Source organism: Streptomyces sp. SAI-170 (assembly GCF_049739565.1).
In the GTDB taxonomy this organism is placed as follows: domain Bacteria; phylum Actinomycetota; class Actinomycetes; order Streptomycetales; family Streptomycetaceae; genus Streptomyces.
Map to the genome: position 1 here is coordinate 3,839,524 of NZ_JBMGQD010000001.1, position 25,179 is coordinate 3,864,702.

Here is a 25,179-nt window from a genome sequence, read left to right on the forward strand (position 1 = left end):
CTTGCAGTGAATACGGTGACGTACGCGCGTGTGGCGCGCAGGCGGATGCGGTTCGCCGCGGCGGCCGCGGGACTGGCGGGCCTGCTCGTGCTGAGCGCGTGCAGCGACGGCGGCGGCTCCGACGACGACTCCTCCCCCACCGAGAGCGCCGCGCCGACCGCCGCGCAGACCCGGGAGACCGGCGGCAGTACGTCCTCCCCCGAGGGCGGCCTGGAGGGCAGTTGGCTCACGACCTCCGGCGGCAGCGCGGTCGCCCTGGTGATCACCGGTGACGACGCGGCCCTGTTCGGCTCCAAGGGCGCGGTGTGCAGCGGCTCGGCGTCGGCGCGGTCGATCCGCCTGACCTGCGCCGACGGCGACGACTCCCGGTCCTCCGGCACGGTCGACTCCGTCAGCGGCGACACCCTGAAGGTCACCTGGAGCGGCGACCTGGGCCAGGAGACCTACCAGCGCGCCGAGGGCGGCACGCTGCCGTCGGGCCTGCCCACTGCGGGTCTGCCGACTGCGGGGCTCGGCCAGTGACGCGAACGGTGCGCTGAAGCGCTCAACGGGCCGCGGAATCCCTCGGGTTCCGCGGCCCGTCCCGTTCCCCGCCCGTGGTCCCCGTGGTCCCTGTGGTCATCGGCGGTACGGCGGTGTCGAGCGCCTCGGAGAGCTCGGTGAGGTGCCGCAGCAGCAGCCGGGCGCTCTGCTGCACGACCGTGTCCGCGGCGTCGGCCCACTCGGGGTCCTCCAGGGCGTCCCGTACGGCCGTCCAGTCCGGCACCCGGCGCTCCCGTACGGCGCGGGCGCCCGCCTCGGTGGCCGTGCGCAGGGCGTCGGCGAGCCGGGCGGCGGGTGGCAGGGCGGGCGCGTCACGGTCCGGGAGGTGGGCCTCCATGAGCATCGCCACGCGGCCCGTCTGGGTCAGCGCGTCCTCGGCGTCGTCGGCGGTGACCCGGGACAGGCCCCGGTGGCGCACCGGCTCCCCGGCGGCGCGGGCCACCGCGGCGTGCCAGGCCGCGCGGGCGGCCCTGGCCGCGAGGAGCGCCTCGCGGACTTCGCCGAGCGACGTGTCGGCGGGCTCGGCGTAGTGCCGTACGACCGCGGCGGCGTAACGGCCCTGCGCGGCCAGCCAGTCGGCGAGGTGCGCGCGCAGCCGCGGGGTCTCCCAGGCCGGGTAAACGGCGTACGCCACCATCGCCAGCACCCCGCCCAGCAGGGTGAGCAGCACGCGCTCGGGCACCGTCTGCGTCCACTGCTCGCCGCCCATACCGAGCAGGAAGACGACGTACGCCGCGACGCACGCCTGGGCGGCGAACTGGCCGGTGCGCATGAGCAGGTACATCAGCGCGGCACTGGCCACCGCGAGCGCGCCGGACACCGCGGGGTCGGCGCCGGTGAGCTGGAGGACGCCCGTGGCGACGGCCACGCCGACGAGGGTGCCCGCGAAACGCGCGACCGCGCGGCTGTACGTCTGCGTGAAGTCCGGCCGCATGATCATCACGGCGGCGAGAGGCGCCCAGTAGCCGTGCCCGAACGGCAGGGCGGTCCCGAGGAGGTAGCCGGCGCAGGCCACCACGGTGACGCGGACGGCGTGCCGGACGACGGGCGAGGAGTGGTGCCGCAGCTCGTCGCGCATGCCCCTGAGCGCGACCGGCACCAGGGACAGCAGGGACGGTCTGCGCAGGTGGGCGGTGGGGCTCGGGCCGTCCGCCGGCTCGCCACCCGCCGTCTCCACCACGTCCTGCAGGAGCCGGCCGAGGCGGGTGGCCGCGCGGTGGGGGGCGCCCTTGAGGAGCGATCCGGTGTCCGGGGTGCGGAAGGCGGCCACCGCGGCGGGCGGGAGGTCGACGGCGGTGCCGTGGCGGATGGCATGGGCGGTGGCGTCCAGGACGGCGGCCGCCGCCCCGAGCAGTTCCCGCGCGCGGTCGCGTTCCGGGCCGTTCGGCGGCACGCCGACGGCCGGGTCGGCCAGGGAGGCGAGAACCGGGCGGATGCGCTCGGCGAGACCGCGCGCCCCGCGCAGCTCGGCCGGGCGGCGGCGGGCCTGGCGCGGGGTGAGCACCGCCGCGGCTCGGGCCTCCATCAGCGGCACCGGGTCGAACGGCGCGACCGGATCCTGCCGCAGCCGGCGCGCGTAGTCGGCCTCGGCGGCGAGGGCGTCGGCCAGCGCGTCCCGCTGGCGCCCCCAGCGTCGTACGGGAAACAGCACGATCAGGGCCGCCTGGACCAGCCCGCCGGCGACCATCGTCGCCGCGTGCACACCCGCGTCGGCGACCGAGGTCGGCAGGGTGACGGTGACCAGCATCATCGCCACGTTCGAGGACGCGATCATCCCCGTCGTCGGGCCCGCGGCCCAGCTCAGCCCGGCCACGAAGGTCCACAGCGCCAACAGCCCCAGGAACAGCACCAGGTGCGAGATCGTCAGATATCCGAGGAACGTCGACACCGCCAGGCTCACCCCCGACGCCAGCGCCAGCTGCGGCCTCGGCCGCCAACTGCGCTGGAACGTCGCGATGGCCGCCTGAAACGCCCCGAACGCCGAACTCGCCGCCGCCTCCGGCCCCAGCCCCCACAGACACACCCCGATGGTGATCCCCAGCCCCACCGCCCCCCGCAACGCGACCAACGGCTCCAGCCGGGCCCGCTCCAGCGTGAGCCCCGAGCGCGAGGTCTCTTTCAGCGCTCGGAACCAGGTCATTTTGTCAGCGTACGGGAGATATGGGGTGCTTGTGGGGAGAGCGGGGTGGGTCTGCCGGGGGCCCCGCAGAGGGATGCATGCCCCGGCCAGGCGCAGGGTGTATCCCCGGAGAAGGGCGGCGCGCGTTGCTGGAGGGGGTGGCACGCGACCCCGGCGGGGTGCGGGCACCCGGCCCGGAGGGGTGCGGCGCGTAGGGGGTGGCGGCACGCGCCCCGGGGTGAGGCGGCACGCGCCCCGGAAGGGCACGGCGCGTAGGCGGTGGTGGGCGCCCGACACGCACCCCGGAAGGGGAGGCATGCACCCCGGAAGGGGACGACACCCAGGCGGTGGAGGCTCCTTGCGTACGCGAAAAGCGGCCTGCCGCGCACGCACGCGGCCGGGCGCCGCGCGTCCCACAGGGGTAACGGCACGCGCCCCCACAGGGGAAAGGCGCGCAGACGGGGCACGCGCCCCCGTAGAGGGAGGCGAGTCCCCCCGTAAGGGGACGGCGCGCGCGGGACGGCATGTGGTGCGGGATGATCCAAGGGCATCGACCCGAGCCCCTGAGGACCAGCCATGCGCGCCCTTCGTATCACCGTGACCGCTCTCGCCGCGAGCCTCGTGCTGACCGCCTGTGACAGTGGGGGCGGCGACACCGACAGCAAGCCCCGGGCCGGTGAGCCCTGCGCGATCGGGTCGGTTCACATCGCGGTGGGCCCGGCGAATGTCGCGCCTGCTGCCGGGGACACCGGGAACGTGCCGGTCACCGTCACCAACCCCGGCCCCGAGTGCACCCTGAAGGGCTTCCCCGCGGTCGTCCTGGACACGGGCCACCACTCCGTCGAGGTCCCGGCGGACAAGGCCGCGAAGGCCGGCGAACTGACGCTGGCCGAGGGCACCGCCGCCTCGTTCACCCTGACCTACGTCAGGGGCGCGGAGGGCGACGGCAGTCTCGCCGTACGGACGCTGCGGATCGCTCTGCCCGGCTCGTCCGAGCAGCGGAACTTCGACTGGTCGAACTACGGCCCGGTGGCCGGGACGGACACGCCGCAGGCGTCGTTCACGGCCTTCCAGCAGGCCGGGGACTGATCGGCGGCGCGTCAGCCGAGGCGACGGCGGGAGCGGACCTCGGCGTGGTCCGCGGCGCGGGCGCCCTCGGTCCAGCCCGCCTCGTCGCTGATCCCGCGCAGCCGGCTCGTGGTCGTCTCCGGGAAGAGGCGGTCGGTCGCGGCGCCGACCGCGACCTCGCGGGAGGCCAGGACCGGGAGCAGGTCGTCGCTGACCTGCGTCTCGGCGGCCGCCGCGAGCCGCGTGCCGACGCGATGCGCGTACGCGGCCAGGAACGACTGCCGGAAGGTCTTGGTCCGCTTCCGCCCGCCGGCCCGCTGCGCGGCCTCCGCCCTGGTCATGGCGGAGGTCGCCTGCACGAGCAGTGAGGCGTAGAGCAGCTCGACCGCCTCCAGATCGGCCTCGAACCCGACGACCGTGGAGAAGCCGAGCGGCTCGTTCCACACCGCGCGGCAGTGGTTGGCCGTCGCCACCGCGTCCAACAGCACCGCCTTGGCCTGCTCGTACGGCGACTCGACCCCGATCCGGCACGCGGCGGGCGCGTCCGGGTCGGGCGCCTGCGCGGCCAGCAGGGCCTCGTCCACGCTGTGCCGCGCCATCAGCTCCTGCGCCTTGGCGCTCAGCGCCTCGGCCTCCTCCGGATAGCCGGTCGCCTCGGCCTTGGCGAGCAGCGCGCGGATGCGGGTGAGCATGCGGGACTCGGTCCGCGGTGAGCCCTCGGGGCGGTCGAGGGGTTCGAGGACGGGCAGCCTCAGCAGCAGGCGGTACAGCTCCAGAGCGATGGTGGCATTCGTGAAACGGTCGGCACGCCGCGGGAGTTCCCCGGGCAGCTCGGCGATCTGCGCCGCCCACCGCGGACCCCGCGGCCGGTCGTCGGACGCCTGCGCGCGGATCAGCGCCGCCAGCACACGCGTGTGCACGTCGTCCAGCTCCCGCCGCACGATCCGTACGACGTCGGCGGGCTGCCAGCCCCGGCGCCAGGCCGCCGCCACGAACTCCCTGCCGCGCCGCTCGAGCTCGGCGTCCGCCGCGGGGTCGGCGGCGAGAAGAGAGGCGGCGGTGTCGAAGGCGCTGTCGGGCGCGTCGCCGTAGAGCGTGGACTCGAAAGCGCGTTCGACGGTGGTGGGCGTACTCACGGGTCCGATGGTCTCATCAGATACCTCCGGGAGACTGTCAACCATCGGTTGACAGTCGCTGGGGTGCAACCTACGGTTGACACATGACGACGAACTCCGCCATCACGTCCTCCGTACGCCTCGACGACCTCATCGCGGCCATCAAGCAGGTCCACGCGGAACCGCTCGAACAGCTCCAGGACGCCGTACTCGCCGGTGAGCACCTGGGTGACGTGGCCGACCACCTGATCGGGCACTTCGTGGACCAGGCCCGCCGCTCCGGTGCCTCCTGGACCGACATCGGCAAGAGCATGGGAGTCACCCGGCAGGCCGCGCAGAAGCGGTTCGTGCCGAAGGAGTCGGCCGACCTCGACCCCAGCCAGGGCTTCAGCCGCTACACGCCCCGCGCGCGGAACGTCATCATGGCCGCGCACAACGAGGCCGTCGCCGCGCGCAACGCCGAGGGGCGGCCAGAGCACCTGGTCCTCGGGCTGCTCGCCGAACCGGAAGGGCTCGCCGCCAAGGCGATCGTGGCGCAGGGGGTGCTGCTGGACTCCGTCCGCCAGGCCGCGCACGCGGTGCTGCCGGCTGCCGCCGAGGACGCGCCGGAGCTGGTGCCCTACGGGCCCGACGCCAAGAAGGTCCTGGAGCTCACCTTCCGGGAGGCTCTGCGGCTCGGGCACAACTACATCGGGACCGAGCATGTGCTGCTGGCGCTGCTGGAGTTCGAGAACGGGGAAGGAGTGCTGAGCGGGCTCGGTCTCACCAAGGCGGCGGTCGAGGGGTACGTGGCCGAGGCATTGGCTCTGTTGGTGGCCGAGCAGGCTGAGGAGAGCTGACCTCGCCGGGGCGCCGTGGGCGCTGCTGCGGATCGCGGGCCGACCGTCGTTCGTGGCTGGTCGCGCCCACGCGGCGGAGCCGCACATCGGCACAGCCCCGCGCCCTTTCGGGACGTCGTTGTCAGACCCCCCTGACACACTCGCAGCATGACCGATCGATGGGCGCTCGCTGCGGCCGAGGACGGTGGCGTGGAGGTCGCCGCCCTCGGCCCGGACGGGCTGCCCGCGGGGCCGGTGGTGTGGGAGCCGGACCTCGCCAGGGCCGTGCGGGGGCGGCCCGAGGTCGCCCGGTGGGTGTGGCGGTCCACCGCCGAGATGTATCCGCGTCTGCTCGCCGCGGGGGTGCGAGTGGAGCGGTGCTACGACATCGAGGACGCCGAGACCCTCCTCCTGGGCCACGAGGGGCGGTACGGAGAACCGCGCTCGGCCGCCGCCGCCCTCGCCCGGCTGCGCGGCGGCCCCGTACCGCCGGACCCGCCGCAGCGCGCCGCCGAACCGGGCGCGCAGTCGCCGCTGTTCGAGCCGCAGGGCGTCCATGTGCCGCTGCGGGACCTGATGGACGTGTACGCCGAGCAGCAGCGCCGGCATGACGCGACCGCGCACCCGGAGCGCATGCGGCTGCTGACCGCCGCCGAGTCGGCGGGCATGCTCGTGGCCGCCGAGATGAACGCGGCGGGGCTGCCGTGGAGCGCGGACGTCCACCGCGCGGTGCTGCACGAACTGCTCGGCGAGCGGTACGCGGGCGGTGGCGAGCCGCGCCGCCTGGCCGAGCTGGCCGACGAGGTGTCCGCCGCCTTCGGGCGCCGAGTCCGGCCCGATCTGCCCGCCGATGTGATCAAGGCCTTCGCCCAGGCCGGGATCAAGGTCGGCTCGACCCGCCGCTGGGAGCTGGAGACCATCGACCATCCGGCCGTGAAGCCGCTGGTCGAGTACAAGAAGCTGTACCGCATCTGGGTCGCCCACGGCTGGTCCTGGCTGCAGGACTGGGTGCGCGAGGGGCGGTTCCGGCCGGAGTTCGTCGCCGGCGGCACCGTCACGGGCCGCTGGGTGACCAACGGCGGAGGCGCGTTGCAGATCCCCCGGGTCATCCGGCGGGCCGTCGTCGCCTACCCCGGCTGGCGGCTGGTCGTCGCCGACGCCGACCAGATGGAACCGCGCGTGCTCGCCGCCATCTCCCGCGACCCCGGACTGATGGAGGTGGCCGGCCGCGAGAGCGACCTCTACCAGTCCGTCTCCGACCGCGCCTTCTCCGGCGACCGCGCCCAGGCCAAGATCGCCGTTCTGGGCGCCGTGTACGGGCAGACCTCCGGGGACGGCCTGAAGAACCTCGCCGCGCTCAGACGCCGCTTCCCCCAGGCGGTCGCCTACGTCGACGACGCGGCGCGGGCCGGTGAGGAGGGGCGGCTGGTGCGGACGTGGCTGGGCCGCACCTGTCCCCCGGCCGCCGGGACGGGCGACGCCGCCGAGGAGGCCGGCCTCCCCCAGGACGACGACCCGCAGCCCCCGGCCGGCCAGGAGTGGGTGCCGGGCTACGCCTCCACCAACACGCGTGCCCGCGGCCGCTTCGCCCGCAACTTCGTCGTCCAGGGCAGCGCCGCCGACTGGGCCCTGCTGATGCTCGCCGCCCTGCGCCGGGCCTGCGCGGACCTCTCGGCCGAGCTGGTGTTCTTCCAGCACGACGAGGTGATCGTGCACTGTCCGGCGCAGGAGGCCGACACCGTCGTACAGGCCATCAAGGAGGCGTCCGACCTGGCCGGACGGCTGACCTTCGGGGAGACGCCGGTGCGGTTCCCGTTCACCACGGCGGTGGTGGAGTGCTATGCCGACGCCAAGTGAGCGCGCCCGCAGCCGTGCGGGGTCACGCCTTCCGCTGGGCCAGCAGCTCCCGCAGCTCCGCCACCACCGCCTTCTCGTCGGTGCCGTCGAGCGCGCTGAGCGCGGCCCGCCATTGCGCGTGCGCCTCGTCGCCACGGCCGTGCTCGCGCAGCAGAAGCCCGTGCTGGTGGCGGGCCAGGGCGCCGGTGTAGCCGTCGGCGCGAGCGTCGGCGCGGCTCAGCAGCTCGGCGCACTCGCGTCCGGCCCGCCCCGTGTCGCCGAGCAGCCGCAGCGCGCGCACCAGACCGAGCCGGGTCTGGGACTCGCCGTGCCAGTCGCCGTGGCCGCCGAGGATGCGCAGGCTCTCCTCGAAGTGCGGCAGGGCGGCGTGCGGTTCGCCGAGGGTGAGGTGGGCGTAGCCCATGTTGCAGTGGGCCGAGTGCTGCACGATAACCGCGCCGATCTCCACGCCGATCGCGAGCGAGCGCCGGTGCTGCTCGATGGCCGCGCGCGGGTCGGTGTGTTCGTAGAGGTTGCCGAGGTGGCTGTACGTCACGGCCTCGCCCTGCGGGTCGTTCAGCTGCCGGGAGTACTCAAGGCTCTGCCGCAGCGCCTCCCCCGACTCGGCGTGCCGGCCCAGCCCTTCGAGCAGCAGCCCGCGGTTGTTCAGGCAGCGGCGGATACGGGTGACCGCGCCGAGCCCCTGCCAGATCTCCAGCGCGCGGTCGTTGAGGGCGAGCGCCTCGTTGTGCCGGCCGGTGAGGAAGTGCAGGCCGGCGAGGTCACCGAGGGCGTACGCCTCGGCCGCGGCGTCCCCGAGCCGCCGGGCCACCGTGAGCGCGGCCCGCCCGAGCACCTCCATCTCGGCGACCCGGCCGCTGCGGTGGACACACGGGAAGAGCAGGCGCAGCAGCGTGGAGAGGTGCGCGAGCTGCGACTCGGGCCCGGCCGCAGCCTCGGCCTCCTCGGCGTACTGCTCCGCGAGCGCCACGAGGTTCTCCAGCTCCCGGTCGGCCCAGGCGAAGGCGTCCTCCGGGCTGCCGAAGTGCGGTACGACGGCGACGTCGGCCGCGTGCCCGGTCGGCTGCGCGGCGGTCGGGCGGCACCGGTCGTCCAGGTCGAGGCCGGGTTCGAGGATCGCCGTGAGGATGCGTTCGGCGACGGCCGCGTACCAGCGCAGGGCGATCTCCGCGGTGTCGCCGGCCTGCCCGGAGTGGGCCAGTTCGCGGGCGAAGTCACGGACGAGGTCGTGCGGGGCGTAGCGGCCGTACGCCGTCTCCTCCAGCAGCGCCACGTCCACCAGCCGGTCGAGCGCTGCCTCGGCGCGGCGCTCGTCGGTGCCGAGCAGCCGGGCGAGGAGCGGGGCGCCGTACGCGGGCAGGTCGAGCGCGCCGATGCGGCCGAGGGCGGCGGCCGCGTCCCGGTCGGCCTCCCGGTCGGAGGCCGCGAGCGCCTCGTGCGCCACGGCGAGCGACCGCCGCACGCTCAGGTCGTCGTACTCCAGGTGGTGCAGACGCCCCTCGGTGGCGGCCAGTTGACCGGCCAGCACCTCCGGGGTGAGGGCACTGCGGGCGGCCAGCCGCGCGGCGACGACCCGCAGGGCGAGCGGGAGTCGGCCGGTGAGACCGACGAGCGGGTGACCGGCGTCGAGCCCGTCCCGGCCGGAGACCGCACGCAGCAGGGCGGCACTGTCCTCGTCGCTCAGCGGCCCGAGCGGGAAGCGGACTGCCCCGTCGAGCGCGGTCAGCGGCGAACGACTGGTCACGATCACCGCGCAGCCGGGCCCGGCCGGCAGCAGGGGGCGTAGCTGTGCGGCGTTCTCGGCGTCGTCGAGCACCATGAGCGTGCGGGTGGGGGCGAGCAGAGACCGCAGCAACGCCGCGGCCGCGTCCGGGTGTTCGGGGATGCGACGGGGCTCGGTTCCGAGGTCCCGCAACAGCGCGGCGAGGGCCTGCCCGGAGGTGAGGGGGGTCATGCCCGGGGTGGCGCCGTGCAGGTTCACGTAGAGCTGCCCGTCAGGGAAACGTTCCCGCAGGCCATGCGCCACATGCAGGGCGAGGGCGCTCTTGCCGACACCGGCCATACCGCTGACGACTGTGACGGCGGAGGGGCGGGTGAGGGTGTCGAGGAGGTCGTCGCGGATACGGGCGCGGCCGGTGAAGTGTGCGGGGGGTGGGGGGAGTTGGGCGGGGCGGGGGGTGAGGGGGGTTTTGACCGGCGTGGGGGTGGGGGGTGTGGTGGTGGGGGTGGTGCTTGGTGCGGGGGTTGCGTGGGGGGCGTCGGGGTGGCTGGAGTCGGCGTTCTGGGCGCGGTCGACCTCCGGCGCGTGGGCGGTGGGGTGGGAAACCGAGACGGGGTGCGAGCCCGCGACAGACTGCGCGTCCGAGGCGTGATGGGAATCCGAGGCGCGATACGGCTCCGGATCACCATGCGCGCCCGCGGCACGCTGCGTGTCCAAGGCGGGATGCGAACCGGCGACATCGGGCGAACCCACGGCGCCATGCGAGCCAGCGGCACGCTGCGGGTCCGAGGCAGGGTGCGAACGAGCGGCATCAGGCGAACCCACGGCGCCGCGCAAGCCCCCGGCCCGCTGCGGACCACCCGAGGCAGGGCGCGAACCAGCGGCACCACGCGAGCCCACGACACCCCGCGAACCCACGCCCCGCTGCGAATCCACGGCATCCCGCGCCGCTCCGCCCACCATACGAACCGCCCCGGCGCCCGCCGCCCGAGCCGATCCGGCCGAAGGCCGACCGCCCTGCCCCCGCAGCACCTCCAGGTGGGCCTCGCGCACCGCGGGCCCCGGTTCGATGCCGAGTTCCTCGACGAGGCGGGCGCGCAGGTCGCGGTGGACGGCGAGGGCCTCGGCCTGGCGGCCGGTGGCGTGCAGGGCGAGCATCAGCTGGCGGTGGTAGGCCTCGCGCAGCGGGTGTTCGGCGGCGAGGGCCGTGAGTTCGGGGACGAGTCCGTCCGGCCGGCCGCCGGGGACGGCCAGTTGGGCGTCGTAGAGCCATTCGAGCAGCAGCAGCCGTGCCTCGGTCAGGCGCTGCACGAAGGCGTAGCCGCCGAGGTCGGTGGGGAGGCCGCTGAGCGGTGTGCCGCGCCACAGTGCGAGCGCGGCGGTGCACTCGCGCGCCGTCCGCTCCCAGTCGCCGTCGGTGTGTGCGGCGCGGGCCGCGGTGACGTGTGCGTCGAAGACATGGAGGTCCAACTCACCCTGTTCGACGCGCAGCAGATAGCCGGGCGGCACCGCGCGCAGCCGCTCGGGGTCGTCGAGGAGCCGGCGCAGCCGGGCGACGTGGTTGTGCAGCGAGGCGTGGGCGGAGACGGGCGGTTCGCCGCCCCACAGGGCGTCCTTGAGCGAGTGGACCGGGACGACGCGCCCGGCCTCCATCAGCAGCGCGGCGAGCAGGGAACGCACCTTGCCGCTGCGCACGGTCCGCACGGCGCAGCCCGAGGCGTCGGACGTCCCGTCGCCGCCGTCGTCGTACAGCACGGGCGGTCCGAGCAGCCCGAAGCGCAGCGCGAACGGCGGCCCGGACCGCGGCCTGTGCCGCTCCTCCGGGCTCTCGGCTCCGCTCGAGCAGGGAGGTGCCCCCATCCGCCGCTCCATTGCCTTTCCGCGCGCCCGAGCGGCCGCGCTCCCTGCGGAAACGGCCGTCCCATGGCCGATTCCCACTGCTCTACGACGGTTTCCCGCCACTTGCTCGCCAGGCCGACCCACGGCCGCTCCGCCCGGCAACCGCACGGCGGCCGACGAATTCCGGCGAGAACGCGGCGGAATCCGTCGCGCTCCACTACGGTGACGACCGTTTACCGTCGCATAGTTGCGGTTCCACCGCGCTTCCGTTCGCGGCGTGGCCGACCTGTCCACCGCCGCGGGCAGCCGAAAGGCGGTTTCACGCCAGCCGACCGACAGCAAGTCGGAGAACCGTTGGCCACATGTTAGCGATCCGTTGGCGCGACCTGATGTGATCACTTCATCGGATCTGGCCCGACGGTGCGCGCGTTCTACGCGTTGCTCGGGGGAGTGTCGCCGCCGCGGCCGGGTCCGGGGACGCAAGAGGGCCCCCGGTCGGCAGAGGTGAGCGACCGGGGCCCTCGTCCCTCCCTCGCGCGGCTCAGGTCCGCCGGTTCTCCTTACGGCGTACGAACTTCAGCCCCGACCAGTCCTCCCCCAGCGCGGCCACCTTCACATCGACCAGGCCCAACGGCAGGAACAGCTCCCGCAGTGCGTCCTCGGTGATGTCGCTGTCGTGCCCGGCCGCCCGACGCGGCCAGGCGATCCACACCATGGCCCCGTCCTCCAACTCGGCAGCCACCCGCCGCGCCTCCTGGGCCAGCAGGGCGCGCTCCCGGTAGAACGCCACGGTCACATCCGCCCGTGCCGGCCCTCCGACATCCACCTCACACCCCTCCGGCAGCCCCGGAATCCCCCACCCCTCCGGCCCGTGCCACAACCGCACCCGCTGCCCCGCCTTCACCCCGACCTTCCGCGCGAGCGGCGTACCCGAATACCCGGCGGTTCCACTCATGCGCACCGCTCTTCCCGCCCGGACAACAAGAAAACCCCAGATCAGATTCTTCTGACCTGGGGTTCCAGTGGAGCCGCCTTCGGGATTCGAACCCGAGACCTACGCATTACGAGTGCGTTGCTCTGGCCATCTGAGCTAAGGCGGCGCGCTGTCCGCACTATGGTGCGATCAGCAACGTCGGTAAGTCTACACAGTTTCCCGGGGTGCTTCGTACCAGCCCCGGAGCAGGGGACTCAGGGGTCCCCGGCAGGCCTTATGAGCAGCGCTTTTTGTCCGTGGGCGGGGTGCCGCGGAGGAGGTAGGCGTTGATCGTGGAGTCGATGCAGGCGCTGCCGCGGCCGTACGCCGTGTGGCCGTCGCCGTCGTAGGTGAGCAGGCGGGCGGAGGAGAGCTGGCCGGCGAGGGAGCGGGCCCAGCGGTAGGGGGTGGCCGGGTCGCGGGTGGTGCCGACCACGACGATGGGCGCGGCGCCCTTCGCCTCGATGCGGTGCGGCTCACCGGTCGGGGCGACCGGCCAGTACGCGCAGGTCAGCGCAGCCCAGGCAAGGCCCTTCCCGAAAACCGGGGAGGCCTTCTCGAAGGCATCGAGCGACTCGCGCACCTTCTCCGGGCCGTCGAAGGCGGGCGGCAGGTCGAGGCAGTTCACGGCGGCGTTGGCGTACATCAGGTTCGAGTACTCGCCGTCGGCGTCCCGCTCGTAGTAACTGTCGGAGAGCATCAGCAGGCCCGCGCCGTCGCGCTCCTCCATCGCCGACGTCAGCGCCTCGCGCAACTGCTCCCAGCTGCTCTCGTCGTACATCGCCGCGATCACCCCGGTGGTGGCGAGCGACTCGCCGAGCCTGCGTCCGTCGGCGTCACCGGCGGGGATCGGCCGCGCGTCGAGCTTCCCGAAGAACTCCTTCAGGGTGCGTCCCGCCTGCTCGGTCGTCGTGCGCGGGCCGCCGAGCGGGCAGTCCGGCTGCCGCAGGCAGTCCTTCACGAACGCCCGGAACGCCGTCTCGAAACCCGCCGTCTGATCCAGGCTCAGCCTCCGCGCGGGCAGCGACGGGTCCATCGCGCCGTCCAGGACCAGCCGCCCGGCCCGCTCCGGAAACAGCCCGGCGTACGTCGCCCCGAGGAACGTCCCGTACGACGCCCCCACATAGGTCAGCTTCTGGTCGCCCAGCACCGCCCGCACGATGTCCATGTCCCGGGCCGCCTCGACGGTGGACAGATGCCGCAGCAACCGCGGCGCGTCCGCACCGCAGCCCTCCGCGAACTTCTTGTACGCGTCGACGAGCGCGTCCACCTCCTTGTCGTCGTCGGGCGTGACGTCGGTCTGCGTGTACGTGTCCATGTCCCGCCCGTCCAGGCACTCGACGGGCTCGCTGCGGGCCACGCCCCGCGGATCCACGGCCACCATGTCGTAGCGGGCCCGGACCTCGGCCGGGTAGCCGATCCCCGCGTACGCCTGGAGGTAGCCGACCGCCGAGCCGCCCGGCCCACCCGGGTTCACCAGCAGCGAGCCCAGGCGCTCCCCCGGCCCCGTCGTCTTCTTACGGGCCACCGCGAGCCGGATGTCGCCCCGGTCCGGCTCGGCGTAGTCCAGCGGCGCCTTGACCGTGGTGCACTGAAAGCCCGGCACCCCGCAGGCCCGCCAGCGCAGCCGCTGCCCGTAGTACGGCGCCAGCGCGGCAGGCGTGGCCTCGGGCAGGGCCGCCAGCTCGGCCCGCGCCGCCGCGGTGGACGTACCCGACACGCTGCCCGAGGAACAGGCGGACACGAGCAGCGCGGCTGCGGCGAACAGGCCCGCTGCGGCACGGGACCTGCGGTGCGCGGCGGTACGGGAACTGCGGACGGGGCGCCTTGAGTGCATCCACCGAGCGTAACTGCCCGCGATCACGCAGACGCTCTCCGTGTCCGCTGTGCCCCGGACGAGTTACCGGCGTCAATCAGGGACGACGACCTCCCCGGCGCGAGAGGTCAGCCGGATCTGAGTGCCATCGTCATCGCCTCCACCGCCAGCAGAGGCGCCACATTGCGGTCGAGCGCGTCGCGACACGCGCTGATGGCCTCGATGCGGCGCAGCGTGGACTCCGGGGAGCCGGAGCGGGCCAGTCGCTCCAGGACGTCCTCGGCGTCGGTGTTGGCCAGGGCCACCCGCGAGCCCAGCTGGAGGGCGAGGACGTCGCGGTAGAAGGCGGTGAGGTCGGTCAGGGCCAGGTCGAGACTGTCGCGCTGGGTGCGGGTTCTTCGGCGCTTCTGCTTGTCCTCCAGGTCCTTCATCACGCCGGCCGTGCCGCGCGGCATCCGGCCGCCCTGGGCCGCGCCCAGCGCCGCCTTCAGCTCCTCGGTCTCCTTGCTGTCGAGCTCCTCGGCGAGCTGCTTGGCGTCCTCGGCGGCGGCGTCGACCAGCTCCTGCGCGGCCCTGAGCGCGCCGCCGACGTCCTCGACGCGCAGCGGCAGCTTCAGCACCGCGGCCCGGCGCTCCCGCGCGGCGGGGTCGGTGGCCAGGCGGCGGGCCCGGTCGACATGGCCCTGGGTGGCGCGGGACACGGCCGCGGCGACCTCGGGCTCGATGCCCTCACGCCGTACGAGCATGTCGGCCACCGCCTCCACCGACGGCGTGCGCAGGTTCAGGTGGCGGCAGCGGGAGCGGATGGTGGGCAGGACGTCCTCCAGGGAGGGCGCGCACAGCAGCCACACCGTGCGCGGGGCGGGCTCCTCCACCGCCTTCAGGACGGCGTTCGCCGACTTCTCGTTCAGCCGCTCGGCGTCCTCGACGAGGATGACCTGCCAGCGGCCGTTCGCCGGTGACGTGAACGACTTGCGGACCGTGTCACGCATGTCGTCGGCGAGGATCTGCGTGCCCACGGCGGCGACCGTGGTGACGTCGGCGTGCGTGCCGATCAGCGCGGTGTGGCAGCCGTCGCAGAACCCGCAGCCGGGGACCCCGCCGAGGGCACGGTCGGGGCTCACGCACTGCAGGGCCGCGGCGAACGCCCGAGCCGTCTGCGTACGGCCCGCTCCGGGCGGGCCCGTGAACAGCCACGCGTGCGTCATCTTCGACGCCTCCGGCGGCGGGACGTCGGTCGCGACCGCGGTGACCAGGGCGTCGGCGTCCCGGGCAGCGGCGGCGAGCTGCTCGCTCACCTTCTCCTGCCCGACCAGGTCGTCCCACACGGTCATGGGTCACCCCGCCCTTTCGTCACGCTTCGTGTTGCTGCCTCCATTGTGGGGGCACCCACTGACAACGGGTCCCGGCAGTGTCAGCGGCTCCTGCCGACGGGGGCGGGGGCACTGGCAACGGGTCCCGACCAGGTCAGCGGCTCCTGCCGACGGGGCCGGGGCCGGGACCGACGCCCCGGACGCCCGGCCCCGCCGAGCTCGCCGCTCCTCACCGAGCTCAGAGTTCAGGGCACAGGGCGACAAGGCTCAGCCCCGTCGCCCCCGACCGCCACGGCCCCGGCCGCGGTCGTCGCGACCCGTCCCGTCCTCGTCGTCCCGCGGGCCCAGCAGCTCGTCCGCCAGCGTCGGCAGGTCGTCCAGCGGCGTCTCCTCGGCCCAGTCGGACCGCGGCCGCCGACGCGGCGCGCCCTCGGCGTCGACCTGCGGCAGCTCACGCGTACGGCCCTGCGAGCCGTCCGGGCCTGCCCCCGACCGCTCGTCCCGGAAGAACCCCGGCGGAACCCGGTCCGCCGGATCCCCGCCCGGCACCTGCGGCAGTACAGCCGTCTCGTCCGCCGCGCCCGGCACGACGGGCGGCAGTACGGCCGTCTCGTCCGCGGCCCCGGGCGCCACCGGAGGCAGCACAGCCGTCTCGTCGGCCGCGCCCTGCGGCACCGGCGGCTGCGGCAGCTCCGCCGTCACCTCGGAGTCCGAAGCGGTGGAGGGGGCGGCCGAGGTGTCGGCGCGGTTCGAGGCCTCGGCCTCGTCCCGCACGGGACGCAGTACAGCCGTGTCCTCGGCCGAACGCGCCGCAGGCGCCGAACGTGCCGCACGGGCCTCCTCCGGCGTCACCACCGGCGTCGGCACGGTCACCGCCTCCGGCGAGCCGGCCTGCGGCGCCGGTGCCGTCGTCTTGGGGCCGGCCGCCGCCGCGGCCGCGGCCTGTTCGGCGGCCCGGCGGGCCTGCTCGGCCTTCAGCAGGGCCTCCTCGGCCTTGCGCTGCTTCTCCAGGCGCAGTGCCTCGGCCTCGGCGTACAGCCGGGCCTCCTCCTCGGCCTGCTTGCGGCGCCGCTCCTCCTCGGCCTTGCGGCGGGCCTCCGCCTCGGCCCGGGCCCGCTCCTCGGCGAGGAGACGCTGACGCTCCTCCTCGGCCCGCCTGTGTGCTTCCTCGGCGCGCTGCCGGGCCTCCTCCGCCTGCCGTTCGGCCTCGCGGCGCTGGGCCTCCTCCAGCTCGCGCCGCTTGCGCTCCTCCTCCTCGGCGCGCAGCTTGGCGAGCTGCTCCTGGCGCTCGCGCTCCAGGCGCTCCTCCTCGGCCTTGCGGGCGGCCTCTTCCTCGGCCTTCCTGCGGGCCTCCTCCTCGGCCTTGCGACGCGCCTCCTCGCGGGCCTGGATCTCGGCCTCGGACAGCGGCAGCATCTGGTCGAGGCGGGCCCGGATCACGGTCGTGACGCCCTCGGGCTCCTGCCCCGCGTCCACGACGAGGTAGCGGCCGGGGTCGGCGGCGGCCAGCGTGAGGAAACCGGAGCGCACGCGCGCGTGGAACTCGGCCGGCTCCGACTCCAGCCGGTCCGGCGCCTCGGTGAACCGCTCGCGCGCGGTCTCCGGCGACACGTCAAGCAGCACCGTCAGGTTCGGCACGAGCCCGTTCGTCGCCCAGCGCGAGATCCGTGCGATCTCGGTCGGGGACAGGTCACGGCCGGCGCCCTGGTAGGCCACCGAGGAGTCGATGTACCGGTCGGTGATCACCACCGCGCCGCGCTCCAGGGCGGGCCGTACGACGGTGTCGACGTGCTCCGCGCGGTCCGCCGCGTACAGCAGGGCCTCCGCGCGGTGCGACAGCCCGGCCGAGGACACGTCCAGCAGGATCGACCGCAGCCGCTTGCCGACGGGGGTGGCGCCAGGCTCTCGGGTGAGGACGACCTCGTGGCCCTTGGCCCTGATCCACTCGGCGAGCGCCTCGGCCTGGGTGGACTTCCCGGCGCCGTCGCCGCCCTCCAGGGCGATGAAGAAGCCGGCCTCGGCGGGCGCCTGCACGGGGTCGTCGCCGCCGAGCAGCGCGTCCCGCAGGTCGTGCCGCAGCGGCACGCCGGAGCGGTCGTCGAGCTTGGCCAGCACCAGCGCGGCCACGGGCAGCAGCAGCGCGCCGACGAGCATGAGAGTGAAGGCGGCGCCGCCGTGCGCGAACACGAACTTGCCGTTCTCCAGCCGGTGCGGCCCGATCAGCGCCGCCACCACGGGCGCGATCAGCACGCCGAGCGCCACGAAGACCCGGACCACCGCGTGCAGGTGCCCGGTCGTGCGGGTGCGGCGGACCTCCTCGACCTCCTGGTCGAGCAGGGCGTGCCCGATGTTGGCGGCCATGCCCGCGCCGGCGCCCGCCAGGCCGACGATCAGCACCACGGTGGCGACGTCCGGGACGAGGCCCGCGGCCAGCAGCGCCACGCCGGTGAAGGCCGTCGCCAGCGCCAGCATGCGCCGCCGCGACAGGGAGACCAGCGCCTTGGGCGCCGTACGGATGCCGACGACGACTCCGCCGGTCAGCGCCAGGACCAGCAGGCCGTACGTCACCGGACCGCCGCCCAGGTCCTTGGCGTGCAGCACCGCTACGGCGACGGCGGCCGCCACCGCGCCCGCGACGGCGGCGCAGGTGAGGACCAGCAGCGGGAGCGCGCCGGTACGGCCCTTGTCGGCGCCCTCGGCGGTACGAGGACGGCGCAGCCCCTCCAGCGGCGACCGCGCGCGCGGGGTGCGCGTGGCGGGCAGCTCCAGGAAGACCACCACGGACAGGGAGGCCGCGAACAGCCCGGCCGCGACGTACGAAGCCAGGGCCGCCTGGTGCTGGGCGAACCAGTCGAGGCCCGAGCCGAGCAGGTTGTTCAGCAGGGCCGCGGCGACGAGCCCGGCGGCCGCGAGCGGGATCGCCACGAAGGACGTACGCAGCGACAGACGGCGCAGGGCGTCCATGTGGTCGGGCAGCGGCCGTACGGTCGCGCCCTCCGGCGGCGGTGCGGGCAGCAGCGCCGGGGCCGCGCCCTCCCGGCACACCGTCCACAGGCGCTCGGCGACGCCGGTGAGGAAGACGGTGACAAGGAGGGCGGCCAGCGCGTTGTCCGGCGTCCAGTCGATCCACAGGGGGGCGACGATCAGCAGCGCCGCCCGCAGCCCGTCCGCGCCGACCATCGTCCAGCGGCGGTCGAGCGGGCCCTCCTGGGAGGTGAGGGAGTTCAGCGGTCCGAGCAGGACCGCGCCGAACAGGAGCGTCGCGAGGACCCGCGCCGCGAAGACGGTCGCCACTGCGAACGCCACGCCCCGGTATCCGCCGCCGAAGGAGCCTTCGGCGATCGCCGCCTGGAGCGCGAGTAGCACCAGTACCAGCAGGACGAGGGTGTCGCCGACACCCCCCACCAGCTGGGCGCTCCACAGTCGCTTCAACTGCGGAGTGCGCAGCAGGGCGCGCACAGCGCGCTCGCGGGAGTCCGCGACCAGGGCGTCGTCGGAGGCGGGGTGGTGGGCCGTTGGCTGCTCGGCTCGCGTCATGCGTTCAGCCTATCGGGACGCACCGACACTCCGAGGCGGTGCCCGAACGCGCGAGCGCCCCGGCACCGCAGCGGTACCGGGGCGTTCGCTCAGCGAACAGGCAGTGGCTCCGCGGCCACCCTCCTGGGACGGCCTCAGTCCTCCGAGGACGCCTTGGCGGCGGTCGCCTTCTTCGCGGCCGTGGCCTTCTTGGCCGTGGTCGTCTTCTTGGCGGCCGTCTTCTTCGTCGCCGTCGTCTTCTTGGCGGCGGTCTTCTTCGTCGCCGTCGCCTTCTTCGCGGGCGCCTTCTTCGCCGTCTTCTTGGCGGGCCCCTTGGCGCGCTTCTCGGCGAGCAGCTCGAAGCCACGCTCCGGGGTGATCGTCTCGACGCTGTCGCCGGAGCGCAGGGTCGCGTTGGTCTCCCCGTCGGTGACGTACGGGCCGAAGCGGCCGTCCTTGACCACGACCGGCTTCTCGCTCACCGGGTCGGTGCCCAGCTCCTTCAGCGGCGGCTTGGCGGCCGCGCGACCGCGCTGCTTGGGCTGGGAGTAGATCTCCAGCGCCTCTTCGAGCGTGATCGTGAAGAGCTGGTCCTCGGACTGCAGCGAGCGCGAGTCCGTGCCCTTCTTCAGGTACGGGCCGTAGCGGCCGTTCTGCGCGGTGATCTCCTGGCCCTCTGCGTCCGTGCCGACCACGCGCGGCAGCGACATCAGCTTGAGCGCGTCGTCCAGCGTCACCGTGTCCAGCGACATCGACTTGAACAGCGAGGCCGTGCGCGGCTTGACCGCGTTCTTGCCGGTCTTCGGGGTGCCCTCGGGGAGCACCTCGGTGACGTACGGGCCGTAGCGGCCGTCCTTGGCGATGATCTGGTGGCCGGTGGCCGGGTCGGTGCCCAGCTCGAAGTCGCCGCTGGGCTTGGCCAGCAGCTCCTCGGCCAGCTCGACGGTCAGCTCGTCGGGCGCCAGGTCGTCCGGGATGTCGGCGCGCTGGTGCTGCTCGGTGTCCTTCTCGCCGCGCTCGATGTACGGGCCGTAGCGGCCGACCCGCAGCACGATGTCGTTGCCCACCGGGAACGACGACACCTCGCGCGCGTCGATCGCGCCCAGGTCGGTCACCAGCTCCTTGAGGCCACCGAGGTGGTCCCCGTCGCCGTTGCCCGCCTCGGCCGCGCCGCCGATGCCGTTGGCCTCGCCGAAGTAGAAGCGCTTCAGCCACGGCACGGACTGGGCCTCGCCGCGGGCGATGCGGTCGAGGTCGTCCTCCATCTTGGCGGTGAAGTCGTAGTCGACGAGCCGCCCGAAGTGCTTCTCCAGGAGGTTGACCACGGCGAAGGACAGGAAGGACGGCACGAGCGCCGTGCCCTTCTTGAACACATAGCCGCGGTCGAGGATCGTGCCGATGATCGACGCGTACGTCGACGGGCGGCCGATCTCGCGCTCTTCCAGCTCCTTGACCAGCGACGCCTCGGTGTAGCGGGCCGGGGGCTTGGTGGCGTGGCCGTCGGCGGTGATCTCCTCGGCGCTCAGCCGGTCGCCCTCGGCGACCTGCGGCAGCCGGCGCTCACGGTCGTCGAGTTCGGCGTTCGGGTCGTCGGCGCCCTCGACGTAGGCCTTCAGGAAGCCGTGGAAGGTGATCGTCTTGCCGGACGCGCTGAACTCGACGTCCCGGCCGTCGGCGGCGGCGCCACCGATCTTCACGGTGACGGAGTTGCCCGTGGCGTCCTTCATCTGGGAGGCGACGGTCCGCTTCCAGATCAGCTCGTAGAGCTTGAACTGGTCACCGGTCAGTCCGGTCTCGGCGGGCGTGCGGAAACGATCACCCGAGGGGCGGATCGCCTCGTGCGCCTCCTGCGCGTTCTTGACCTTGCCGGCGTAGGTGCGCGGGGCGTCCGGCAGGTACTCGGCGCCGTACAGATGCGTGACCTGGGCGCGGGCAGCCGCGACCGCGGTGTCCGACAGCGTCGTGGAGTCCGTACGCATGTAGGTGATGAAGCCGTTCTCGTACAGCTTCTGGGCGATCTGCATGGTCGCCTTGGCGCCGAAGCCGAGCTTCCGCGACGCCTCCTGCTGGAGGGTCGTCGTACGGAACGGGGCGTACGGCGAGCGGCGGTACGGCTTGGACTCGACGGACCGCACGGAGAACTGCGTGTTCTCCAGAGCGGTGACCAGGGCGCGGGCGGTCGCCTCGTCGAGGTGGAGGGTGTTCGCGCTCTTGAGTTGTCCCACGGAGTCGAAGTCGCGGCCCTGCGCGACCCGACGGCCGTCGACGGTCTGCAGGCGGGCGACCAGCGACGACGGGTCCGACGAGTCTCCCGCGCGGCCGGTCGCGAAGGTGCCCGTCAGGTCCCAGTACTCAGCAGAACGAAACGCGATGCGCTCGCGTTCCCGCTCGACCACGAGACGTGTCGCGACGGACTGGACGCGGCCCGCCGACAGCTTCGGCATGACCTTCTTCCACAGCACCGGCGAGACCTCGTAGCCGTACAGACGGTCGAGGATGCGGCGGGTCTCCTGCGCGTCGACGAGCTTCTGGTTGAGCTGGCGCGGGTTGGCCACAGCGGCCTGGATCGCGGTCTTGGTGATCTCGTGGAAGACCATCCGCTTGACCGGGACCTTGGGCTTGAGCACCTCCTGGAGGTGCCAGGCGATCGCCTCGCCCTCGCGGTCCTCATCGGTGGCGAGGTAGAGCTCGTCGGATTCCTTCAGCAGGTCCTTGAGCTTCTTGACCTGCGCCTTCTTGTCGGCGTTGACCACATAGATCGGCTGGAAGTCATGTTCGACGTCCACACCGAGGCGGCGGACCTCGCCGGTGTACTTCTCCGGCACCTCCGCGGCGCCGTTCGGAAGGTCGCGGATGTGCCCGACGCTCGCCTCGACGATGTATCCGGGGCCCAGATAGCCCTTGATCGTCTTCGCCTTGGCAGGCGACTCGACGATGACGAGTCGGCGGCCGCCCTTCGCGGTCTCGCTGGTCGGGGACAACTTCGCTCTTCTCTCCGGTCGACGCTGGGGCCTCCCCAGGCCTTGCTCCCGGGGTCGGGGTGGTGACGCTGCGGAGTGTGACGGTACATCCCGCCCCCGTGTCAAACGGGAAAAGCCCGCAACGGCCACTCGAACGGTAACCCGACTACCGCCCTTCCTGCCGCCCGGAGTGTCCAGCGGCTCATTCCGGGCGTTCCGGAACCCGTCCTCCCTATTACTGCGGAGCAGCCGCCCCCGCGCCGCCCGAACATCACGTCCCGGCCACCTCCCGGAGGCCTTCCCGACGCCCGGACCTGCGCCTACGCCGCCGATGGACCGGCACCTTCGGCACCGCGCCCCGGAGGCCTACGACCCGACGCCGCGGCAGCCCTCACACCCACCTGCCCCGTCAGATCCGAGTGAAGCACCACACGCCGAGGGCCAGCGCGAGCAGCGCCACGACGCCGGAGACAGTGGCCGACGCCACGGGCCGCACCCCGTCCGCCACCGGCTCGCCACGCCGGACCCGCACCCCCGTCCACGCCAGCAGGCCGACGCCGAACAGGGCGAACACCCCTCCCGCGAAGATCGCCGGTCCGCTCTCCATGGCCGCCCCGTCCCTTTTCTCCCGCACCGCGTGCCCAGTCGCCGCGAGACTGACACGCGCGGGCTGCGTCCAGGCGAACCCGGGGTGAACGGGCGGCCGACACGGCGATGCGCGTGCCCTCCGTGGGCGCCGCCGGGCGGGCGGTCGACTCCGGCGGTCCCGGCCGCGTCCTCGGTGCGGCCGAGATCGACGTGAAGTTGTCGTACGGACGCGCCGAATCCTGGAGGTCTCGGGTTTCGGGTCGCGGGTCTCGGGTCGCGGGTCGGCGGTCGGCGGTCGGCGGTCGGCGGTCGAACGGCGGGTTGCGGGTCGCGGTCGGAGTCGGAGCCGGAGCCGGAGCCCGAGCCGGAGTCGAACGGCTGGCCGCTGGCCGCGGTCGCGGTCGAACGGCTGGCCGCTGGCCGCGGTCGGAGTCGAACGGCAGGTTGCGGGGCCGCGGGCCGAACAGCGGGGCACGGGTCGAACCGCGGGTCGCGCGCCGAACGGCGGGCCGCGGGTCGGAGCCGAGCGGCGAAGGTCGGCGGGCGGAGGCCCGCCCCGTCAGACCCCCGGCTCCAGGAAGCCCTGTTCGACCAGCAGCCGGATCTGCGCGGGCGTACGGTCGCGCAGCAGGACCGCGTCCTCGCCGACCAGCTGGGCGATGGCGTCCAGGATGCGGCCCGCGCTCAGCGTTCCGTCGCAAACGCCGGCGAAGCCCGCGCCGACCGTGTCGACCTTGGTGGCGCGGCGCATGCCGCGGTGCTGCCGCAGTACGACATGCTCCGGATCCTCGGCACCGGGCAGCCCGACCTGCTCCTGCACGACTTCTCCAGCGAGCCTGAAGTGCTCCTCGAGCAGCGCCGCGTCGTCGCGTCCGCGCAGATAGTCGAGGCGCTCGAAGTGCGCGCGCACGGTGTCGCCGAGCGGCTGCTCGACCGGGTGCGGCCACTCCTCCACCGTGATCGAGGGCACGGCCGCGTCCGTCCTGCGCAGGGTGATCCAGCCGAACCCCACGGACCTGACCTTGCGGGCCTCGAACTCGTCCAGCCACGCGTCGTACCGCGCCTGGTAGTCGGCCTGGTCGCCTCGGTGGTCACCGGCGTCCCGGAGCCACAGCTCGGCGTACTGAGTGATGTCCTGCACCTCGCGCTGCACGATCCAGGCATCGCACCCGCGCGGCACCCATGACCTGAGTCTGTCCTGCCAGTCCTCCCCTTCCACGTGCTGCCAGTTGGCGAGGAACTGCGCGAACCCGCCCTCGTTCAGCCGTTCCCCTGCTCCCTGAACGAGCGAGCGGCACAGATCGTCCCCGGACATGCCGCCGTCTCGGTACGTCAGCCGGGCGCCCGGTGAGATCACGAACGGCGGGTTGGAGACGATCAGGTCGTACGTCTCGCCCTCCGGCAGCGGCTCGAACAGCGAGCCCTCCCGCAGGTCGGCGGCGGGCGCGCCGGACAGCGCCAGCGTGAGCGCGGTGATGTGCAGGGCACGCGGGTTGAGGTCGGTCGCCGTCACGCGCGTGGCGTGCTGCGCGGCGTGCAGCGCCTGGATGCCGGAGCCGGTGCCGAGGTCCAGGGCGGAGGCGACGGGGGTGCGGACGGTGATGCCGGCCAGGGTGGTGGAGGCACCGCCGACGCCAAGGACGACGCCCTCGTGACGGCTTCCGATGCCGCCCGCCCCGCCGACGGCGCAGCCCAGGTCGGACACGATGAACCAGTCCTCGCCACCAGGTCCGCCGTAAGGCCGTACGTCGACGGTCGCGGCGACCTCGTCGTCACCGGCCGCCACCAGCCACCCGCTGTCCAGGCACTCCGCGACGGGCAGAACGCCCGCCACGCGCGCGTGCGGCACCGGCTGCTGGAGCAGGAACAGCCGGGTCAGCAGCTCCAGGGGCGTGTCGCCCCGCGTGGCCCGCAGCGCGGGCACGGTCTCGCTGCGGGCGAGGGCCGCGTAGGCGGGGGCGCCGAGCAGTTCGAGCAGCCCGTCGGCGGTGAAGTCGGCCGCGAGCAGGGCGTCACGCAGCCGTACGGCGACGTCGGCGCGGTCGGCAGAGGGCAGGGGGGACAGGGTGGCTTCACTCACGTCCCCATTGTGACGGCCCTCCGCCGAAGGCTCAGCTCCTCACGCCTCTCAGCGCTCGATCAGCTCGGCTCAGCTCCTCTTGCTCAGCGCTCGATCAGCTCTGGCTCAGCTCTGACTCGGCTCTGGCTCAGCTCTTGGTCGCCGGGGCCGACGCGGGCGCGGAGGCGCGCTGGCAGCTCGGCTGCTCGGCCATCGCCTGGCCGACCTCGCCCTCCTCCAGGTTGGTCAGGGCGTCGTTGCCGCTCTTGCTGAGCTTGTCGAGCTCCGTGGCGACATCCTTGAGGCCGTCGGCGAACTTCGCCTGGTCCTTGGTGTTGAGCGCGTCGACCTGCTTCTTCAGCGAGGCGTACGACGCGGAGATGGAGTTGAGCTCCTTGACCGCGTCCTGCTGCTTCTTCTCGCCGTTCTCCACGTCGGGCGCGCCGGCCTTGCTCACGGCGGCGCCGATCGCCTTGTAGGCGTCGGACATGTCCTGGAAGGCCTGCGAGTCCGCCTTCTGGACCTCGGCCGGGGTGCTGTTGTCCGAGGCTTCCTTCTTGATCGCGTTGTTGGCGGTCTCGATCTTCTTCGCCTGCGGCTGGACGGCGTCGCAGACCTGCTTGGCCCACGCGTTCAGCTTCTCGTCGCCGTCGTCGCTGCTGCATCCCGACAGCGCCAGTACCAGTACCGCACCGCCGGACAGTGCGGCCGCGAGCTTCTTGTTCACCGGATTGGTCCCTTCCATGGCTCTCGGCCCCGGAACATACACGCCAAACGGGCGACACCCGCATGATGAGCATCCATTCTGTCCGGTATTGAAGCCATTTGCACCAAGAGAGAGAAGCCTCACGAAGGGACCTGCCGACCATGCGGGG

At 73.6% G+C, this 25,179-nt stretch carries 15 protein-coding genes and 1 tRNA gene; 4 read left to right on the top strand and 12 right to left on the bottom strand.

What is annotated here, in order from left to right:
* Positions 1–15: 15 nt before the first annotated feature.
* Positions 16–522 (top strand): hypothetical protein, encoded by a 507-nt coding sequence (locus tag RKD23_RS17145; protein WP_424854445.1) that lies wholly within the window; start codon positions 16–18, stop codon positions 520–522.
* Between the two features lie 22 nt (positions 523–544).
* Here RKD23_RS17145 and RKD23_RS17150 read toward each other — a convergent pair whose 3' ends face one another.
* Complete coding sequence (locus RKD23_RS17150; RefSeq protein WP_424854446.1) at positions 545–2,683, bottom strand: FUSC family protein; 2,139 nt, start codon at positions 2,681–2,683, stop codon at positions 545–547.
* 555 nt (positions 2,684–3,238) lie between these two features.
* On the opposite strand from RKD23_RS17150, the gene RKD23_RS17155 reads away from it, so the two are divergent.
* Complete coding sequence (locus tag RKD23_RS17155; RefSeq protein ID WP_424854447.1) at positions 3,239–3,751, top strand: DUF4232 domain-containing protein; 513 nt, start codon at positions 3,239–3,241, stop codon at positions 3,749–3,751.
* 11 nt (positions 3,752–3,762) lie between these two features.
* Here the strand turns inward: RKD23_RS17155 and RKD23_RS17160 are convergent, their stop codons facing one another.
* Complete coding sequence (locus RKD23_RS17160) at positions 3,763–4,911, bottom strand: DUF2786 domain-containing protein (protein WP_424854448.1); 1,149 nt, start codon at positions 4,909–4,911, stop codon at positions 3,763–3,765.
* A 38-nt stretch (positions 4,912–4,949) separates the two neighbouring features.
* On the opposite strand from RKD23_RS17160, the gene RKD23_RS17165 reads away from it, so the two are divergent.
* On the top strand, positions 4,950–5,684 hold the full coding sequence (locus RKD23_RS17165) for a Clp protease N-terminal domain-containing protein (protein WP_424854449.1): 735 nt from the start codon (positions 4,950–4,952) through the stop codon (positions 5,682–5,684).
* A gap of 147 nt (positions 5,685–5,831) precedes the next feature.
* Complete coding sequence (locus RKD23_RS17170) at positions 5,832–7,520, top strand: bifunctional 3'-5' exonuclease/DNA polymerase (protein ID WP_424854450.1); 1,689 nt, start codon at positions 5,832–5,834, stop codon at positions 7,518–7,520.
* A gap of 22 nt (positions 7,521–7,542) precedes the next feature.
* On the opposite strand, the gene RKD23_RS17175 is transcribed toward RKD23_RS17170, so the two are convergent.
* The 10 genes from RKD23_RS17175 to RKD23_RS17220 all read right to left on the bottom strand — a co-directional run bounded on the left by RKD23_RS17175 (position 7,543) and on the right by RKD23_RS17220 (position 25,049).
* Positions 7,543–11,100 (bottom strand): BTAD domain-containing putative transcriptional regulator, encoded by a 3,558-nt coding sequence (locus RKD23_RS17175; protein WP_424854451.1) that lies wholly within the window; start codon positions 11,098–11,100, stop codon positions 7,543–7,545.
* Positions 11,101–11,620: 520 nt separating this feature from the next.
* Positions 11,621–12,034 carry a DUF3052 domain-containing protein gene (locus tag RKD23_RS17180; protein WP_424854452.1) on the bottom strand — a complete coding sequence of 138 codons (414 nt, stop codon included), beginning with the start codon at positions 12,032–12,034 and terminating at the stop codon, positions 11,621–11,623.
* Positions 12,035–12,102: 68 nt separating this feature from the next.
* Positions 12,103–12,179 (bottom strand) — tRNA-Thr (locus RKD23_RS17185).
* Positions 12,180–12,287: 108 nt separating this feature from the next.
* Complete coding sequence (locus RKD23_RS17190) at positions 12,288–13,889, bottom strand: alpha/beta hydrolase (protein ID WP_424854453.1); 1,602 nt, start codon at positions 13,887–13,889, stop codon at positions 12,288–12,290.
* Positions 13,890–13,996: 107 nt separating this feature from the next.
* Entirely contained in the window at positions 13,997–15,202 is a 1,206-nt protein-coding gene (locus RKD23_RS17195; RefSeq protein WP_424854454.1) for a DNA polymerase III subunit delta', read from the bottom strand.
* Between the two features lie 246 nt (positions 15,203–15,448).
* Positions 15,449–18,718: a dTMP kinase gene (gene tmk, locus RKD23_RS17200; RefSeq protein ID WP_424854455.1), complete on the bottom strand. Its 3,270-nt coding sequence runs from the start codon at positions 18,716–18,718 to the stop codon at positions 15,449–15,451.
* A 134-nt stretch (positions 18,719–18,852) separates the two neighbouring features.
* Positions 18,853–21,678 (bottom strand): type I DNA topoisomerase, encoded by a 2,826-nt coding sequence (gene topA / locus RKD23_RS17205; RefSeq protein ID WP_424854456.1) that lies wholly within the window; start codon positions 21,676–21,678, stop codon positions 18,853–18,855.
* Positions 21,679–22,066: 388 nt separating this feature from the next.
* Positions 22,067–22,264: a hypothetical protein gene (locus tag RKD23_RS17210; RefSeq protein WP_424854457.1), complete on the bottom strand. Its 198-nt coding sequence runs from the start codon at positions 22,262–22,264 to the stop codon at positions 22,067–22,069.
* Positions 22,265–22,804: 540 nt separating this feature from the next.
* A complete protein-coding gene (locus tag RKD23_RS17215; RefSeq protein WP_424854458.1) occupies positions 22,805–24,325 on the bottom strand; it encodes a DUF7059 domain-containing protein in 1,521 nt (506 codons plus the stop codon).
* 127 nt (positions 24,326–24,452) lie between these two features.
* Positions 24,453–25,049, bottom strand: coding sequence for a small secreted protein (locus RKD23_RS17220; RefSeq protein WP_424854459.1), 597 nt, complete (start codon positions 25,047–25,049; stop codon positions 24,453–24,455).
* Positions 25,050–25,179 lie beyond the last annotated feature (130 nt).